Annotated in this window: 15 protein-coding genes and 1 tRNA gene; 5 read left to right on the forward strand and 11 right to left on the reverse strand. The window is 60.9% G+C overall.

Annotated features, from left to right (window positions below):
• The first annotated feature begins 17 nt into the window (after window positions 1–17).
• Window positions 18–3,164: a CusA/CzcA family heavy metal efflux RND transporter gene (locus FIV39_RS00105; protein WP_090409717.1), complete on the forward strand. Its 3,147-nt coding sequence runs from the start codon at window positions 18–20 to the stop codon at window positions 3,162–3,164.
• Here the strand turns inward: FIV39_RS00105 and FIV39_RS00110 are convergent.
• From FIV39_RS00110 to FIV39_RS00120, 3 genes are all read right to left on the reverse strand, one after another.
• A complete protein-coding gene (locus FIV39_RS00110) occupies window positions 3,088–4,524 on the reverse strand; it encodes a heavy metal sensor histidine kinase (protein WP_090409715.1) in 1,437 nt (478 codons plus the stop codon). The two genes, FIV39_RS00105 and FIV39_RS00110, sit on opposite strands and share 77 nt — an antisense overlap.
• The gene (locus tag FIV39_RS00115; RefSeq protein WP_090409713.1) at window positions 4,521–5,195 is read right to left on the reverse strand and encodes a heavy metal response regulator transcription factor; all 675 of its coding nucleotides are present in this window, start codon (window positions 5,193–5,195) and stop codon (window positions 4,521–4,523) included. The genes FIV39_RS00110 and FIV39_RS00115 overlap by 4 nt, the downstream gene beginning before the upstream one ends.
• A gap of 339 nt (window positions 5,196–5,534) precedes the next feature.
• Window positions 5,535–6,854: an OprD family porin gene (locus FIV39_RS00120; RefSeq protein WP_090409711.1), complete on the reverse strand. Its 1,320-nt coding sequence runs from the start codon at window positions 6,852–6,854 to the stop codon at window positions 5,535–5,537.
• A gap of 225 nt (window positions 6,855–7,079) precedes the next feature.
• Between FIV39_RS00120 and FIV39_RS00125 the strand changes: the two genes are divergently transcribed.
• Complete coding sequence (locus FIV39_RS00125) at window positions 7,080–7,412, forward strand: DUF2790 domain-containing protein (RefSeq protein WP_090409709.1); 333 nt, start codon at window positions 7,080–7,082, stop codon at window positions 7,410–7,412.
• A 71-nt stretch (window positions 7,413–7,483) separates the two neighbouring features.
• On the forward strand, window positions 7,484–8,059 hold the full coding sequence (locus tag FIV39_RS00130; protein ID WP_090409707.1) for a flavin reductase family protein: 576 nt from the start codon (window positions 7,484–7,486) through the stop codon (window positions 8,057–8,059).
• A gap of 17 nt (window positions 8,060–8,076) precedes the next feature.
• Here FIV39_RS00130 and FIV39_RS00135 read toward each other — a convergent pair whose 3' ends face one another.
• The gene (locus tag FIV39_RS00135) at window positions 8,077–8,886 is read right to left on the reverse strand and encodes an AraC family transcriptional regulator (protein ID WP_090409705.1); all 810 of its coding nucleotides are present in this window, start codon (window positions 8,884–8,886) and stop codon (window positions 8,077–8,079) included.
• A 137-nt stretch (window positions 8,887–9,023) separates the two neighbouring features.
• Here FIV39_RS00135 and FIV39_RS00140 point away from each other — a divergent pair, with 137 nt between their 5' ends.
• Both FIV39_RS00140 and ddlA read left to right on the forward strand, forming a co-directional pair.
• Window positions 9,024–9,662 (forward strand): LysE family transporter, encoded by a 639-nt coding sequence (locus tag FIV39_RS00140; protein WP_090409703.1) that lies wholly within the window; start codon window positions 9,024–9,026, stop codon window positions 9,660–9,662.
• Between the two features lie 44 nt (window positions 9,663–9,706).
• The gene (gene ddlA, locus FIV39_RS00145; RefSeq protein ID WP_090409701.1) at window positions 9,707–10,801 is read left to right on the forward strand and encodes a D-alanine--D-alanine ligase; all 1,095 of its coding nucleotides are present in this window, start codon (window positions 9,707–9,709) and stop codon (window positions 10,799–10,801) included.
• 26 nt (window positions 10,802–10,827) lie between these two features.
• Here ddlA and FIV39_RS00150 read toward each other — a convergent pair whose 3' ends face one another.
• The 7 genes from FIV39_RS00150 to FIV39_RS00185 form a co-directional block, all read right to left on the reverse strand.
• Entirely contained in the window at window positions 10,828–11,142 is a 315-nt protein-coding gene (locus tag FIV39_RS00150; RefSeq protein ID WP_090409699.1) for a helix-turn-helix domain-containing protein, read from the reverse strand.
• A 476-nt stretch (window positions 11,143–11,618) separates the two neighbouring features.
• The gene (locus FIV39_RS00160) at window positions 11,619–12,341 is read right to left on the reverse strand and encodes a polyphenol oxidase family protein (RefSeq protein ID WP_090409695.1); all 723 of its coding nucleotides are present in this window, start codon (window positions 12,339–12,341) and stop codon (window positions 11,619–11,621) included.
• A 23-nt stretch (window positions 12,342–12,364) separates the two neighbouring features.
• A complete protein-coding gene (gene ggt / locus FIV39_RS00165) occupies window positions 12,365–14,194 on the reverse strand; it encodes a gamma-glutamyltransferase (RefSeq protein WP_090409693.1) in 1,830 nt (609 codons plus the stop codon).
• Window positions 14,195–14,229: 35 nt separating this feature from the next.
• On the reverse strand, window positions 14,230–15,009 hold the full coding sequence (locus FIV39_RS00170) for a PhzF family phenazine biosynthesis protein (RefSeq protein WP_090409691.1): 780 nt from the start codon (window positions 15,007–15,009) through the stop codon (window positions 14,230–14,232).
• A gap of 124 nt (window positions 15,010–15,133) precedes the next feature.
• Window positions 15,134–15,967 carry an EamA family transporter gene (locus FIV39_RS00175; protein ID WP_090409689.1) on the reverse strand — a complete coding sequence of 278 codons (834 nt, stop codon included), beginning with the start codon at window positions 15,965–15,967 and terminating at the stop codon, window positions 15,134–15,136.
• 118 nt (window positions 15,968–16,085) lie between these two features.
• Window positions 16,086–16,162, reverse strand: a tRNA-Met gene (locus FIV39_RS00180).
• A gap of 321 nt (window positions 16,163–16,483) precedes the next feature.
• Window positions 16,484–17,035, reverse strand: coding sequence for an RNA polymerase sigma factor (locus FIV39_RS00185; RefSeq protein ID WP_090409687.1), 552 nt, complete (start codon window positions 17,033–17,035; stop codon window positions 16,484–16,486).
• Window positions 17,036–17,216: the final 181 nt, after the last annotated feature.

Here is a 17,216-nt window from a genome sequence, read left to right on the forward strand (position 1 = left end):
CCTGCGAGTGATTTCTCATGTTTGAGCGCCTTATCCAATTCGCCATCGAGCAGCGCATCATCGTGCTGCTGGCGGTGCTGTTGATGGCCGGTGTCGGCATCGCCAGCTATCAGAAACTGCCCATCGACGCGGTGCCCGACATCACCAATGTGCAGGTGCAGATCAACTCGGCGGCGGCCGGTTTTTCGCCGCTGGAAACCGAGCAGCGCATTACCTTTCCCATCGAAACCGCGATGGCCGGTTTGCCGGGGCTGCAGCAGACCCGTTCGTTGTCACGCTCCGGCTTGTCCCAGGTGACGGTGATCTTCAAGGACGGCACCGACCTGTTCTTCGCCCGCCAGTTGGTCAACGAGCGCCTGCAGGTGGCCCGCGAGCAATTGCCTACGGGGATCGAAACCGCGATGGGGCCGATTTCCACCGGCCTCGGGGAAATTTTCCTGTGGACCGTGGAGGCCGAAGAGGGCGCCCGCAAGGACGACGGCACGCCCTACACGCCGACCGACCTGCGGGTGATTCAGGACTGGATCATCAAGCCGCAGCTGCGCAACGTGCCCGGTGTGGCCGAGATCAACACCATCGGCGGCTTCGCCAAGGAATATCAGATCGCCCCCGACCCCAAGCGCCTGGCGGCTTACAACCTGACCTTGAACGATCTGGTCACGGCGCTGGAGCGCAACAACGCCAACGTCGGCGCCGGGTACATCGAGCGCAGCGGCGAGCAATTGTTGATCCGCGCGCCGGGGCAGGTGGCGTCCATCGACGACATCGCCAATATCGTCATCACCACGTCCGACGGCACGCCGATCCGTGTGCGCAATGTCGCCCAGGTCGAGATCGGCCGTGAGCTGCGTACCGGCGCCGCCACGGAAAACGGCCGCGAAGTGGTGCTGGGCACGGTGTTTATGTTGATCGGAGAAAACAGCCGCACCGTGTCCCAGGCGGTGGCTTCCAGGCTCGAACAAATCAACCGCTCGTTGCCCGACGGTGTGGTGGCGGTTACCGTCTACGACCGCACCAACCTCGTCGAAAAAGCCATTGCCACCGTGAAGAAAAACCTCTTCGAGGGTGCGCTGCTGGTGGTCGCGGTGCTATTCCTGTTCCTCGGCAATATCCGCGCGGCGCTGATCACCGCGATGGTGATTCCCCTGGCGATGTTGTTCACCTTCACCGGCATGTTTACCCACAAAGTCAGCGCCAACCTGATGAGCCTCGGCGCGCTGGACTTCGGCATTATCGTCGACGGCGCGGTGGTAATCGTCGAGAACGCCATCCGCCGCCTGGCCCATGCGCAGCAGCGCCATGGTCGCTTGCTGACCCGCAGCGAGCGCCTGCACGAAGTGTTCGCGGCGGCCAAGGAAGCACGGCGTGCGCTGATCTTCGGGCAACTGATCATCATGGTCGTGTACCTGCCGATCTTCGCACTCACCGGAGTGGCCGGGAAGATGTTCCACCCCATGGCGTTTACCGTGGTGATCGCGCTGCTGGGGGCGATGATTTTGTCGGTGACCTTCGTGCCGGCGGCGATTGCGCTGTTCGTCACCGGCAAGGTCAAGGAAGAAGAAAATCTGGTGATGCGTACCGCACGCCGGGCCTATGCGCCGGTGCTGGACTGGGTGATGACCCGCCGGCCGCTGGTGTTCGGTCTGGCCGTGCTGACCATCGTCGCCTCGGGCGTGGTGGCCAGCCGCATGGGCAGTGAGTTTATCCCCAGCCTCAGTGAGGGCGACTTCGCCCAACAGGCCCTGCGCGTGCCCGGCACCAGCCTGACGCAATCGGTGCAGATGCAGCAGCAACTGGAAAAAACCTTGATGGCCCAGGTGCCGGAAATCGAGCGGGTATTTGCACGTACCGGTACGGCGGAAATCGCCTCCGACCCGATGCCGCCGAATATTTCCGACAGCTACGTGATGCTTAAACCGAAGGCGCAGTGGCCGGATCCGAACAAATCCCGCGAAAGCCTGATCGCCGATATCCAACGCGCCAGTGCGATTGTGCCGGGCAGCGCGTACGAGTTGTCGCAACCGATCCAGCTGCGTTTCAACGAGCTGATTTCCGGGGTGCGCAGCGATGTCGCGGTGAAGGTGTTCGGCGACGACATGGCGGTGCTCAACACCACCGCCGCAGAAATTGCCGAGACCCTGCAAGGCCTCGATGGGGCTTCGGAGGTGAAGGTCGAACAGACTTCCGGCCTGCCGGTGCTGACCATCAATATCGACCGTGACAAGGCCGCGCGCTTCGGCCTGAATGTCGGCGATGTGCAGGACACCATTGCCGTCGCCGTCGGTGGGCGTCAGGCCGGTACCTTGTATGAAGGTGACCGGCGTTTCGACATGGTCGTGCGCTTGTCCGACGCGCTGCGTACTGACATCGATGGCTTGTCGCGGCTGCTGATTCCGGTGCCGGCGCTGGCCGGGAATGCGGCGGGGCAGTTGGGGTTTATTGCGTTGTCCCAGGTCGCCAGCCTGGACCTGGTGCTCGGCCCGAACCAGATCAGCCGCGAGAACGGCAAGCGCCTGGTGATCGTCAGTGCCAACGTGCGCGGACGGGATATTGGTTCGTTCGTGGAAGAGGCCGAGGCTGCGATTACGGCGCAAGTGAAAGTGCCAGCGGGTTACTGGACCACCTGGGGCGGTCAGTTCGAACAACTGAAGGAAGCCTCCGAGCGTTTGCAAATCGTGGTGCCGGTGGCGTTGCTGCTGGTGTTCGGGTTGTTGTTCATGATGTTCAACAACCTCAAGGACGGGCTGCTGGTGTTTACCGGGATTCCGTTCGCGTTGACCGGTGGGATCATGGCGCTGTGGCTGCGCGATATTCCGCTGTCGATCTCCGCAGGCGTGGGCTTTATCGCTTTGTCCGGCGTGGCGGTGCTCAACGGCCTGGTGATGATTGCCTTCATCCGCAACCTGCGCGAGGAAGGGCGTTCGCTGTCGGTGGCAATCAATGAGGGCGCGCTGACCCGCCTGCGTCCGGTATTGATGACCGCGCTGGTGGCCTCCCTGGGATTTATCCCCATGGCCCTGGCCACCGGCACCGGCGCCGAAGTGCAGCGTCCGTTGGCGACCGTGGTAATCGGCGGGATCATCTCTTCTACGTTGCTGACCTTGCTGGTGCTGCCGGCGTTGTACCAGTGGGCGCATCGCAAGGAAGAGGAAATACCAGGCTGAACCGTGTAAACCGGCCTGGTTGGCTGCTGACGTCGGCGTGCCCCTGATGCAGGTGCATGATCGACTGCACAATGGTCAGCCCCAGCCCGGTGCCACCTTCGGCGCGGGTGCGGCTGCTGTCGGCGCGGTAGAAACGTTCGAACAGATGCGGCAGGTGATGCGCTTCGATGCCCCGGCCGGGGTTGCCCACTGACAGTGCGACGCTCTGCTCGTAGGTTTCCACCAGCAACAACACGCTGGCGCCGCTGGGGGTATGGCGAATCGCGTTGGACAGCAGGTTGGAAATGGCGCGCTGGATCATCAGGCGATCGCCCGTCACCCAGGCGTCGCCGCGCAGGCTGAGAGTGATCTGCTTGTCCTCGGCACTCAAGGAGAACAATTCGATCACCCGCTGCGCTTCGTCACCTAACGACACGGCGGCAAATCCGGCCCGTGCCGCAGGGTGGCTGACCTGGGCCAGGAACAACATGTCGGAAACGATGCGCGACAGGCGCTCCATTTCTTCGGCGCAGGATTCCAGCCCGGCCTTGTATTCCTCCGAGGGCCGTTCGCGGGACAGGGTCACCTGGGCCTTGCCCATCAGGTTGGTCAACGGCGCGCGCAGTTCGTGGGCGAGGTCGTCGGAGAACTGCGACAACTGCTGTACCCCGGCATCGAGGCGGTTGAGCATCACGTTGAAGCCTTGGGCCAACTCGCCCAGTTCATTGGGCAGGTTATCCACGGACAGTCGATGGGTCAGGTCCTGGGTGGTGACTTGGGCCGCCACGTGGCTGAACTGCTTCAACGGCGCCAGCCCGCGTTGTACCAGCCACCAGGCGCCCATACCGATCAGGATCAACAGCAACGGCAAGGCGATCACCGTGGAGCGCAGGTAGGCGCTGAGCAGCGCTTCATCGTCGGAGCGGTCGAGCGACAGCAATACGCGCACATACTCGCCGCCGCGCAAGGGCATCACGTGGGTGGCGGTGAGGATGCGATTGTCGCGACCGTCTACCCAATTCATGTATGCCAAGGTTTTGCCGGCGGGCGCATCCAGCAACAACGGCTGCTGGGGTTTGGCGCCAACGCTGAGCAGCACGGGCGGGTCCGGCTGGACGCCGGTAATGGTCAGGTAAATGTTGTCGTGACCCATCACCAGGTCCAGCAGCGAATGTGGGCGGGCGGCGATATCCTGGGGTTTGAGGTCCTGGCGCAGGCTGTGTTCCAGTTGCTCCATCTTGTTTTCCAGGCCCTTGCGCGCGAGGTTTTCCAGCTCGTGGGTCAGCGCCAGGTACGCCAGGGTGGCGAGCAACACCACCAGCCCAGCGCCCATCAGGCTGACCGTCAGCCCCAGGCGCATCGACAGGCTGCTGGTCCTCATTGGCGCGCCTCCAGCACATAACCCACGCCGCGAATGGTATGGATCAGCTTGACCTCGCTCTGGTCGTCGACCTTTCCGCGCAGGCGGCTGATGGAGACCTCGACCACGTTGGTGTCGCAGTCGAAGTTCATGTCCCACACCAACGAGATGATCTGCGTGCGGGTCATCACTTCGCCAGCCTGGCGCATCAACACATGCAGCAGGGCGAACTCCTTGGTGGTCAGGTCGATGCGCCGGTCGCCGCGATAGGCGCGATGGCGGCGCGGGTCCAACTCCAGGTCCGAGACGCGTAGCACCTCCGGCAGCGGGATATGTTCGCTGCGCCGCAGCAAGGTGCGTACACGGGCCAGCAGTTCGGGGAATTCGAATGGCTTGACCAAGTAGTCATCGGCGCCCATGTCCAGGCCTTTGATCTTGTCGGCCAGGCGGCCGCGCGCGGTCAGCATCATCACGCGCTGGTTGCCGTCACGGCGCAGTTGCTCAAGTACTTCCCAGCCGTCGGTGTTGGGCAGGTTCACGTCGAGGATCACCAGTTCGTAGATGTGCTGCCGGGCCAGGTGCAGGCCGTCGATGCCGCTGGCGGCGCAATCGACGACGTAGCCACTTTCGGTCAGGCCTTGCTGCAAGTAGTCGGCGGTTTTCTGCTCGTCCTCAACCACAAGGATACGCATGGGGATTTACCTTCAAGAAAAACGAAAGGAGATGACCTCATAGAGGCTTGAATGGACTGTAGGAAAACTCTGAAGCCTGAAGTAGCTTTAGGGTCAAGCCGCGCCAGGCCGGTGCGACGATTCGTCACTGACCGGGCACACAAAAAAAACGCCCCGGCTGGGGCGTATAAAATTCATCTCTGTTCCAAAGGAGCTACACAAAAGCCGCAGAGATGAGATGTGTTCGATGCGCAGTATAAAAAGTGCAACTTAACGAGAAGGTGAGGCCGATATTACAGTTCTGACAGACTTCAACCTGTGAAGAGATGTAGGGCATCGGCAAGTGAATGTAAGCGCGTCTTAAAGAATCGCCAGTGGGTATTCGACAATGACGCGGACTTCTTCAAGGTCGGACTCAAATGAACTTGAGCGCACGGTGGCCTGGCGCAGTCGCAGCGATAAATCCTTCAAGTTGCCGCTTTGCACCACGTACTTGGCTTCGATATCCCGCTCCCAGCGGCGTTGGTCGGTGAGCGGATCGCCGGCGGCATCGCGGCGCATATACACCGCGTTGGCGTTGCTGTAGTCGGCGCCGGTGCCCTTGCCGTAACGGGCCATGAACGACAGGCCGGGAATGCCGAATGGCTGCATGTCCAGGTCGTAGCGCAGCATCCACGAGCGTTCCTTGGGCGAGTTGAAGTCGCTGTACTGGATCGAGTTGTTGAGGAAGATCGAGTCCGACTGGCGCAGGTAATCGAAGTCGTCATCGCCGTTGTTGCGCTGGTGCGACACAGCCAGGCTGTGGGCGCCGACCTTCACGCCGATCCGGGCGCTCCAGATGTTGTTATCGAATTCACCCAGCAGCTTTTTGCCTTCGTCCACAGCCTTGTAGTAGTTGATGTCGCCGAACAGCGAGACGTCTTCGTTCAGCGGGTAACTGGCGGCGCTGCCGACGTAGTATTGGTCCCAGGCGTCCTTCAGGCGGCTGCTGTACAGGCTCAGGCTGAGGTGTTTGTTCACGGTGTAGTCGCCGCCGAAGTAGCCGATCCAAGGTGAATCGACCGGGCCGGCGTAAAACGTTGCGAACCCTTTGTTCATGCCGCTTTCATTGGGTTGGCTCATGCCGCTCAGGCGCCCGCCCTGCAAGGTCAGGCCCTCCAGGCTGGTGTTCTGCAGGGTCACGCCACGGAAGCTTTCCGGCAACACCCGCGAATCGCCGTAGGCCACCACGGGGGTCAGTGGGAACACGTCGCCGGCCTTGATCACCGTGTCCAATACGCGCAGTTTCGCCGCGCCGCCGACCTTGCTGTAGTTGTCTTCGGGATGGTTGTTGCTGTCCACCGGCAGCACGCCAAACGAGCCCTTGCCGCCGCTGCGGCCGGTACCCGAGTCGAGCTTCACGCCGACCATGGCGAAGGCGTCCAGGCCAAACCCGACGGTGCCTTGGGTAAAGCCGGATTCGAATTTACCGATCAGCCCCTGGGCCCAAGCTTCGGAATAGCCATTACCGGTGGGGCTGGACTGGCCCTTGCGGTCATCGCGGTTGAAGTAAAAATTGCGCGCCAGCACGTTCACGCTGCTGCCTTCGATAAACCCCTCAGGTTTGTCTTGCGCTGCCACGGCTGCCAGGGGGAATGTGGCGATCAGTGAAAGGGGAAGGGTGTAATAACGGATCCGCATGTTTCGCTCCTCGGTATTGGCAGTTATCAGCTTCTTATGGAGGCGGGCGTTCTTATTGATCTGGCCCGGGCTGATAGTTGCAAACCGTGGATAACGATTGGGTGGCGTGAACATTACAATTCTGGAAGCTCGCAGCCACCTAACAAATAAGTAATATTCCAGTGAACATGGCGTCAGGGTTCGTTCGTTAGTCTCGGCACTGAACTTTCAGTCGAGGAATATGTGATGAACTTTTCTACCGTAGGCTTGGGTGTATTAACGGCCGTCCTGTCATTCGGTGCATTGGCCGAAGGCGGAGGTGACCGGACCTTTGCCCTGATGATGGAACGCAATGAAAAAGCCATGGCCGCCTACGCCGAGAAAAACGGAAAACGGGCGCCCCAGGTCCAGGTGTATCGCTATGGCATGGACCTGGACATTGCCAAGGTGGTCAACGTGACGCCGCCGATCCGCGCATGCAATCCCGTGCCGTCGCGCATGACCTATGAAGACTCCAGCGGCAAGCTCACTACATTGGAATATCAAGTGATGGGCGTGTGCCGGAACAATGGCAGCTAAGGACGTGCAACCAACCTGGCAGGCTTGCGCTTGAGGTATCGTAAGCTTTTCGCATTAAGAGCCGATCCTCCATGAATTCGACCCACCGCCGCCCCGTTCCCTTGTCCAAGGCCTACCGTTTGCTCAACCACGGCCCAACCGTGCTGGTCAGTGCGGCCGACAACGGCCAGCGCAATATCATGGCGGCGGCCTGGGCCATGCCGCTGGATTTCGAACCGCCGAAAGTCGCCGTTGTGTTGGACAAGGCCACCTGGACTCGCCAACTGCTGGAAGGCGCCGGCACCTTCGTGCTGCAGGTGCCCTGTGCGGCCCAGGCCGACCTCGTGCAGACGGTCGGCAATACCACCGGCGCCGAGCGTGACAAGTTCGCTGCTTATGGCTTGCAAACCTTCAGCGGTGAACACACCGACGCGCCCTTGCTGGAAGGCTGCGTAGCGTGGCTGGAATGTCGCCTGCTGCCCGAGCCCCACAACCAGCAAACCTATGACCTGTTCCTCGGCGAAGTGGTCGCGGCCTATGCCGATGAGCGCGTGTTCAGCGAAGGTCACTGGCACTTCGAAGGGCATGATGAATTACGGACGTTGCATCATGTGGCGGGAGGGCATTTCCTGACCATCGGCGAGCCCATTGATGGACACTCGCTATAAGCCTGCCGGCGGCACCCTCAGCGCCCGAGCATCTTCACCCAACGCGACGGCGGCATACCGTAGGTGCTGCGAAATTGCCGAGTCATATGGCTCTGGTCGGTGAAGCCGGCGATCAGCGCGGCGTCCACCAGCGACTGTCCCTGCGCCAACAGGCTGCGCACCAGGTCCAGCCGGCGCATCGTCAGGTAGCGGTAGGGGCTGGTGCCGAACAGTAAGCGAAAATCCCGCGACAATGCCCAGCGGTCGCGGCCGGCGTGATCAGCGATTTCATCCAGGGTGATGCTGCGGCCCAGGGCGCTGTGGATAAACTCGCGGGCGCGCTCGGCGGCGACGTAATCGAAAGCCTTGCGGCTGACGATGGCGCCAGCGGCGTTGCTCAACGCGTGGGCCAGGTCGAACATCGCGTCCTGTTCCTGCAACGGGTCAATCGGGTGATCGAGGTTCTGCAGCAGCACTTCGCTGGCACGGAACAGCCTTGGGTCAGTGGATAAACCACTGGGGATAAACGGCAACGGCTTGCCGCCGAGGATCTGCTGGATCAGCGACGGCTCCACGTAAATCATCCGGTACTTGAAACCCTCGTCACTGCCGGCGTGGCCGTCGTGGGTCTCATCGGGATGGAGCACCATGGTCGTGCCGGGCAGGCTGTGGATCATGTCGCCGCGATAGTGAAAACTCTGCACGCCAGACAAGGTACGCCCGATGGCGTAGGTGTCATGGCGATGCGGGTCGAACGCAAAACCTGCAAAGTACGCCTCGATACGGTCCAGGCCGCTGGCATGCGGGGCACGGTGCAGCCAGTCGAAGTTGCGGGTCGGTTTGCCCATGGCGGCTTGTCACAAGAAGAGATGGAAATACGTTAACCCAGTCTGCATCCCTTGTCTGCCGGGGTCTTGTACGATTGTGCAGGTGGTAGGCGAGGTCTATGCTCCTCGCTCGTGCCCTGCGCTGATGGAGCTGCCCAATGGAATTTATCGACCCCGCCTACGTGGCTCCCCTGGTCTCACTGGCCCTGCTGTGGGCGGTGGCAGTGGTGACACCCGGCCCCAACTTCTTCAACACGGCACAGCTGGCTGCCAGTTGTTCGCGCCGCCATGGCGTGGTGGCTTCGGCTGGCGTGTCCACCGGCACGATCATGTGGGGGCTGGCGGGTGGGCTGGGCATCAAGTCGCTGTTTACCGCTGCGCCCATGTTGTACCTGGCGTTCAAGATCATCGGCGGCTGCTACCTGATTTACCTGGGGCTGAAACTGTTCAAGCGCTCGGCACCGGCGATGGGCCAGAGCCTGTTGCCGGACGACGCGCGACGTTCGCTGTTTTCCGCCTGGCGCCTGGGGTTGCTGGGCAACCTGTCCAACCCCAAGGCCGCGTTGTTCGTCGCCACCATCTTTGCCTCCACCATGCCGCCGTCGCCGTCGCCGATGCTGCTGACCCTGGCGGTGATCACCATGGCCACCTTGTCGTTCAGCTGGTATTCCTGCGTGGCCCTGGTGTTTTCCAGTGTGCGCATGGCCAACCTCTACAGCCGTTCGCGCAAATGGCTCGACCGTTTTGCCGGCGGTTGCTACGTGTTGTTTGGCACACATCTGGTAGCGAATCGCTGACCACCCGTGGTAAGAAGCCTTACTTTCAACAGTGAGGCCGGGTCATGAGCAAGGTGCGGGTAGGGATTATTTTTGGTGGTCGTTCGGCTGAGCACGAAGTCTCGTTGCAGTCGGCGCGCAATATTGTCGATGCACTCGACCGCACACGCTTCGAGCCAGTCCTGATCGGCATCGACAAGGCCGGCCACTGGCACCTCAATGACACCTCGAACTTCCTGATCAACCAGGAAAACCCGGCACTCATCGCCCTTAACCAATCCAACCGTGAACTGGCGGTGGTGCCCGGCAAGGCCAGCCAGCAAGTGGTGGAAACCGCCGGCCAAGGCGTGCTGGAACACATCGACGTGATCTTCCCCATCGTCCACGGCACCCTCGGCGAAGACGGCTGCCTGCAAGGCCTGCTGCGCATGGCTGACCTGCCTTTCGTCGGCTCCGACGTGCTCGGCTCGGCGGTGTGCATGGACAAGGACATCAGCAAACGCCTGCTGCGTGATGCCGGTATTGCCGTGACGCCGTTCATCACCCTGACCCGCAGCAACGCCGCGCGTACGTCCTTTGAAACGGCGGTGAATAAACTCGGCCTGCCAATGTTCGTCAAACCGGCCAACCAGGGTTCTTCGGTGGGCGTGAGCAAGGTTGGCAACGAGGCCGAGTACCACGCCGCTGTCGAACTGGCCCTGGGTTTTGATCAAAAGGTGCTGGTGGAATCCGCCGTGCGCGGGCGCGAAATAGAATGCGCTGTGCTGGGTAACGAAAACCCGGTCGCCAGCGGCTGCGGCGAGATCGTGGTGAGCAGCGGCTTTTACTCCTACGACAGCAAATACATTGACGGCCAGGCGGCGCAAGTGGTGGTGCCGGCAGATATCAGCCATGAAGCCAGTGAGCGTATTCGCCGCTTGGCCCTCGAGGCGTTTGACGTGCTGGGTTGCGCGGGATTGGCGCGGGTCGATGTGTTCCTGACCGACGACGGCGAAGTGCTGATCAACGAAATCAACTCACTGCCCGGCTTCACCCGCATCAGCATGTACCCCAAGTTATGGCAGGCGGCGGGGATGAGCTATAGCGAGTTGGTGAGCCGGTTGATCGAGCTGGCGTTGGAGCGGCATGCGGGGCGTAAGGGGTTGAAGATCAGCCGTTGATCCTCAGGGAGTGGCCAGTAACGCCATCAGGCGTTACTGAGGACTTCCCGAAAAACGTCTGGTCTTATGGCCGCAATATGCAGCAGTGAGCGTGCTGCACCGGAGGGGGAACGACGCCCCTGTTCCCACTCTTGAAGGGTTCTTACCGAAACCCCCAAAAGCTCGGCAAATTTGGGTTGCGACAGTCCTGTCTTGCTTCTTGCTTCGGCAGCTTGAGTGATTTCGATCTGCTGCACGGCGCCGTAGCGTCCTGCTTTAACATCCTGAATAGCGCTCAGTAATTCTTCGCCGATATTGCGTTTGGCGTCACGTTCCTTCAGTTGTTTATCAGTGAGTGGCATGGTTCATCTCCTTCGCAATTTTGTACAGGATGTGCGCTGGAATATTCTCCGTAGCGCCCTTGCCGTAAATCAGTAGGGCTACTATTGCTCCGCAAGCCAATTGAGTGGTGTAGATGACTCGCACTGCCCCCCCTTTTGCCCTGACCCTCCAAGCACCAGCGTACTTTTCGGCAACCGCCCGAGCCAGGAATAACATTCCCGGCATCGGGATGGCTGGCAAGAAACGCCATGAAAATACCCTTTTCATCTTCGCTCCAATAGTCAGGCCATAGTTTGCTGAACAATGGAGATTCTATGATCGTTAACACGAGAAATTCTACGTCTTTGACGTAGCCCCTGGCAAGAAAGTGCGGGCCAGAAAATCGCAGGTGAAAAGGCGCCGCTCAAGAGGGGGTTTATCGCAAAAAATGACATGGCATTTTGCGATCTGAAGACATGTCGAGGATTTGAGAAAGAGTGTTGTAGGCCTTCTCGTGTCAGTCTGTACGAGCAATCCACGAATAAATCAACGTCTTCGCTTCCTCCGGCTGATGCGTCCTTCTTCGGTAGCTGGCAAACGTCGGCGACGTGCAGTAGGTGCACACCTCGCTCACTTCGATCTGCTCACGCTTGACGCCCGCCGCTTGCAGCAACAACAACCCATACCCGCTCAAATCAAACCACGCACTGCCTGCTTGCCGTGCATGGGGCGGGGTAATTTCCGGGGACCGCAGCGGTGCTGGTTGGACGAAGCTCCACGGTGCCTGGGCGTGTTGCCACAGGTGCCCTTGGTCACTCTGGAAGTCGGCGATAAAGCCTTCGCTCACTTCATAACAGCACCGCTTGATCGATGGGCCGATAGCCACCTGCAGCTGGTCGGCTGCAATCCCGTCGGCGGCAAAACGCTGCATGACGTTGGCGATAATCCCGCGTTGCAGCCCCTTCCAGCCGCCATGGACTGCGGCCACCCGTTCGCCCGTTTTCGACGCGAACAGAATGGGCAGGCAATCTGCGGTGATCACCGCGATCGGGTGAGCGTGGTGCGTCAACACACCATCGGCCTCGATCTTATTGGCCACCTGGCCGGCCTGCCATTCAATCACCGAGGCGCTGTGGACTTGCTTGCAGATGAACGCCTCATCCGGGCGTAGCGGGTCATCGATCGAACAGAAACCGTGGTCGATGCCAGGGATGGCAGCGAGATTTTCAGCCTGATGCAAGGGATCACCTCCGTTCAATAAAGTCAGTCGCCGAGCGCTTCGCCTTCACGCCGAGGATCGGCGCCACCGCTCAGCGACACCTTGCCCAGGGCGTCCCGCTTGAGCACGATGGCCTGGATACCGCTGGTCATGTCTATCTCGCTCAGCTCATGGCCCTTGTCCTTCAACACCTGCTTCAGGCCTGGGCTGAACAAGCCCGCCTCCAGCTCGGTTGCCCCATTGCGGCTGCCGAAATTGGGCAGGCCGATGGCGGCTTGCGGGTCGAGGTTCCAGTCGAGCATCGCCACCAGGGATTTGCTCACGTACTCGATGATTTGCGAGCCGCCCGGCGAACCGAGCGTGGCCAGCAACTCACCGCTCTCGCGGTCGAACACCAGGGTCGGCGCCATGGCCGAGCGCGGGCGTTTGCCGGGTTGCACGCGGTTGGCTACCGGCTGGCCGTTTTCTTCGGGGATGAATGAGAAGTCGGTCATCTGGTTATTGAGCAAGAAGCCCTGGACCATCACATGGGAACCGAACGCGGCTTCCACCGTGGTGGTCATCGACACGGCGCCGCCCTGGTCATCTACGGCGACGACTTGTGACGTGGAGATTCGCAGTGGCGAACGGTCTGGTGCGTACGCGACTTGAATGCCGGCCGGTCGGCCTGGCTTGGCGATGCCCATGCTGCGCTCGCCGATCAGCGTGGCACGCTGTGCCAGGTAGGTCGGGGCGACGAGGCCGGCAACCGGTACCGGCGTGAAGTCCGCATCTGCCACGTACAACGCGCGGTCGGCAAAGGCCAGGCGACCGGCTTCGGCGATCAGGTGTACGGCCTCAGGCGTGGGCTCAAGCCCGGCAGGCGAGGCGCTTTTTATCGGTGTCATCGGCGCGATGGCCAGGTGCGGGTCGCGGGCTTCCAAGGCCTGCAATGTGCCGAGAATCTGCGCGACCGCAATCCCGCCTGAGGACGGCGGCGGCATGCCACAGACTTTCCAGCGTTTGTAATCGGTGCACAACGGCACGCGTTCCTTGGCGACATAGCCCTTGAGGTCCGCTTGAGTCAGGCTGCCCGCATTGCGGTTGCCCTGCACCTTGCGCGCAATCTCATCGGCAATCGGCCCGTGGTACAGGGCGTCCGGCCCTTCCTGGGCAATGCGCTTGAACACAGCGGCCAGCGCCGGGTTTTTCAACCGTGTACCGGTGGCTTTAGGCGTGCCATCGGCATTCAGGAAATAGGCCGCCATCTCCGGCGATTGCGCGATAAAGCGGTCTGCGGCGATCAGGCTGTGCAAGCGCGGCGAGATCGCGAAGCCCTGTTCCGATAAGCGAATCGCCGGTTCGAACAGCTTGGCCCATTGCAGGCGGCCGGTCTTCTTATGGGCCATTTCCAGGGCCCGCAGCACCCCTGGCGTGCCCACCGAGCGCCCGCCGATCTGCGCGTCGGTGAAGGCCATCGGCGTGCCGTCGGTGTTCAGGAACAACCGCTCGGTCGCGCCGGCCGGGGCCGTTTCGCGGCCGTCATAGGCGTGCACGTTTTTCCCATCCCACAGCATGATGAACGCACCGCCGCCAATGCCGGAGGATTGTGGTTCCACCAGGGTCAACACCGCCTGCATCGCAATGGCGGCGTCAATCGCCGACCCGCCTTGGCGCAACATCTCGCGTCCGGCCTCGGCCGCCAGCGGGTTGGCGGCGGCGGCCATATGGCGCTCGGCATGACGGGTGCCGAGGTCGGTGCGATAGCCCGAGCCCAACTCCGGCGCCGGTGGCTGTTCGTTGACCGGGGTGTGGCAGGCAGCCAGGGTAAGGGCTGCCGCCATGAGCGACAGTAGGCGGCGGGAAATCGAAAACACGTGCTGAACTCCGTTCATTTTGAGAATGATCTGTTGTCCTTGGGTACTGCGGTTTACAGGTAAATCGTGCCTTGCATGTACAGCACCGCCTTGCCGGAAATAATCACTCGGTCGCCCAGCAGCTCGCAGCGCAACTGGCCCTTGCGCTGGCCCCCTTGCTCGGCCGTCAAGCGCGACTTGCCCAGGCGCTCGGCCCAGAATGGCGCCAGCGAGGTGTGCGCGGACCCGGTGACAGGGTCTTCATTGATCCCCACATTCGGCCCGAACCAGCGCGAAATGAAATCAAACCGGGTGCTCTTGGCGGTGACTGCAATCCCGCGCTTGGGCAGGCCTTTGAGCTGCGCAAAGTCAGGCGTCAGCGCGGCGACCTGGGCTTCGTCGTCCACCAGCACGATGTAGTCATCGGTGCCGAACACGTCGGCGCGCTCGATCCCCAGGGCACTCAACATTCCGGCGGGCGGTTCGCAGCGCTGTGGCTGCCGGGCGGGGAAATCCATCGCCAGTTCATCGCCATTGCGCGTCACCCGAAGCTCGCCGCTGCGGGTGGCAAAGCGCAGCACCTGTGGTGCGTCCGCCAGCGCGTGAATCAACACCCACGCCGTCGCCAGCGTGGCATGGCCGCACAGGTCGACTTCGACTTGCGGGGTAAACCAGCGCAACTCATAGAACCCATCGCGGGGCACAAAGTAGGCGGTTTCGGAGAGGTTGTTTTCGGCAGCGATATGCTGCAGTTGCTCGTCGGGCAGCCACTCGGTGAGCGGGCATACCGCGGCAGGGTTGCCGCCGAAGATATGTTGGCTGAAGGCGTCGACTTGGTAGATGTCCAGTTTCACCGTGAAGCACTCCGTGTGTGGGGGAGGCTGGACACTAACAGTGGCAAGGGAGGGCGTCAAAAGCGGCCTAACCGAGGATAGGCCGACCCGTCGGGGGGCGTAAGAGCCGAGTGGCGGTGGCGCCTCAGCCCAGTCGCAACACCATAGCCCCGCCGGCAATGATGCACGCAGCCACGATACGGCGGCGGGTCAGTCGCTCCTTGAGCACCAGCGCCGAGATTACCACGCCAAACAGAATCGACGTCTCCCGGAGCGCTGAGACCGTGGCGATCGGTGCTGCCGTCATTGCCCAAAGCGCCAGGCCGTAGGACACGACGGTGCCGAAGCCACCGATAAAGCCAGGGCGCCAGTGGCGCGCCAGGCAGCGGCAGAATTCACGCCGCCTGACGGCAACTGCCCACACGGCAAGCGCAATGCCGGTGAGCAGGAATATCCACAGCGTGTAGGCCGCCGGGGCGCCGGATGTGCGCACACCCACACCGTCGATAAGGGTGTAGCCGGCGATGACCGCCGCATTGACCAGCGCAAGGAGGATTCCTTTTCGCTGACCGGTGCCGGGGGCGGCAGCCATGCTCAAAATGCCGATGCAGATTATGGCAATGCCGAGCCAGGCAAATGAGGACAGGGATTCGGACAACAGCCCTACGCTCGCTGTCGCCACCAGCAACGGCGCGGTGCCCCGCATGATCGGGTAGGTCTGGCTCATGTCGGCAATACGGTAGGTCGAGGCGACCAGCACGAAATACATCACCTGCAAAATCACCGACGCGCCGATGAAGGGCCAACTTTCCTTTGCCGGCAACGCCAGAAACGGAATGACCGCTGCTGCAATCAGCGATGCGATGGACGCGATCATGCACGTGGTCAGCAGCTTGTCGTCACCGCCCTTGACCACGGCATTCCAAGTGGCGTGGAGCGCAGCGCCCAGCATGATGATTGCGAACACATCAAGGCTCATGACGGGACATCCTGTTGGCTCAGTTCTGTATCCAGGGATGGGGCTGCGAGTATGCCCCAGGCACTTTCTTCGAGGCATAAAAAAACGGCCTACCTTGCGGTAAGCCGTTTTTAGTACTTGGTGGCTACACAGGGACTTGAACCCCGGACCCCAGCATTATGAATGCTATGCTCTAACCAACTGAGCTATGTAGCCAAGTGGCGCGCATTATTCGCGTAGAACGGGAAAGCGTCAAGCATTTATTTTTAGTTTTTATCTACGCTTTCAATTGTTTAACGGAAACGACCGGGTTTGGCGACGAGTGGTTCCTGATTCACTTCTCCAGTGAAGGGACGCCCGGGTGGCCGTTAACTCCCTGACGGGAGAGTCTTCCTTCTCGAAAAATGATGTTCGGTGCCGGCCGGATCGGTGCAGTGCTGCTGGGGCACTTGGAGTGCTGTTCACGGCTCGCACGCAAAGGCCTGATTCGGTTGGGCAGATATCCCTGCCGCCCAACGCTTGGCCAGCTAGCCGGGTTTACGGTCTAAACGGGTTCTGGGTGGCGCGCTTGAGCTGCTCGCGTGCCCGCGACAGTCGTGAACGAACGGTGCCGATAGGGATGTCCAATACGTCGGCCGTGTCCTGGTAGCTGCCGTCGGTTTCCAGCGAGGCATACATCGTCTTGCGCATTTCCGTCGGCAGGTGATCGATGGCGCTCAGGGTGTTCTCCAGGCGGCGGTTGATCTCAAACTCCCAATCCAGGTTGTTGTTTTCTTCCTGACCATGCCACAACGACTCATCAAACTCGCAATGCACGGGTTTGGCATACATGCGCCTGAAGTGATTGCGAATCAGGTTCTGTGCGATGCCGCACATCCAGGTGCTGAGTGACGCATTACCGCAGAAACGCTCGCGGTTGCGCCAGGCTTCCAGGTACGTGAGTTGCAGAAGATCATCCGCGTCTTCTGGGTTGAGTACGCGTTTGTGAATGAAACGTCGGAGTTTTTTTTGCTGGTCATCTGTCAGGTGAAGCATGAATTGAGGCGAGCTGCCAACGAGGTGAGCTATAGCTTCAATAGGGAGATTCATGTTTTTTTTCCTTAGGGTAGACGCAGTCGAACGGGTGTCGACAGGACCCTTTAGCACTCCCTGTGCCAAGCTTAAAAAAACACATAAGTTCATGATTTATATATATAAATATTTTTAGTTGGTGCATTTTTGCGCAGTGACTTGCACGGAGCGCCGAGGGCTTTTGCAAGTTTTTTCAAAT

The sequence above is a fragment of the Pseudomonas grimontii genome, assembly GCF_007858185.1.
Taxonomy (GTDB): Bacteria; Pseudomonadota; Gammaproteobacteria; order Pseudomonadales; family Pseudomonadaceae; genus Aquipseudomonas; species Aquipseudomonas grimontii.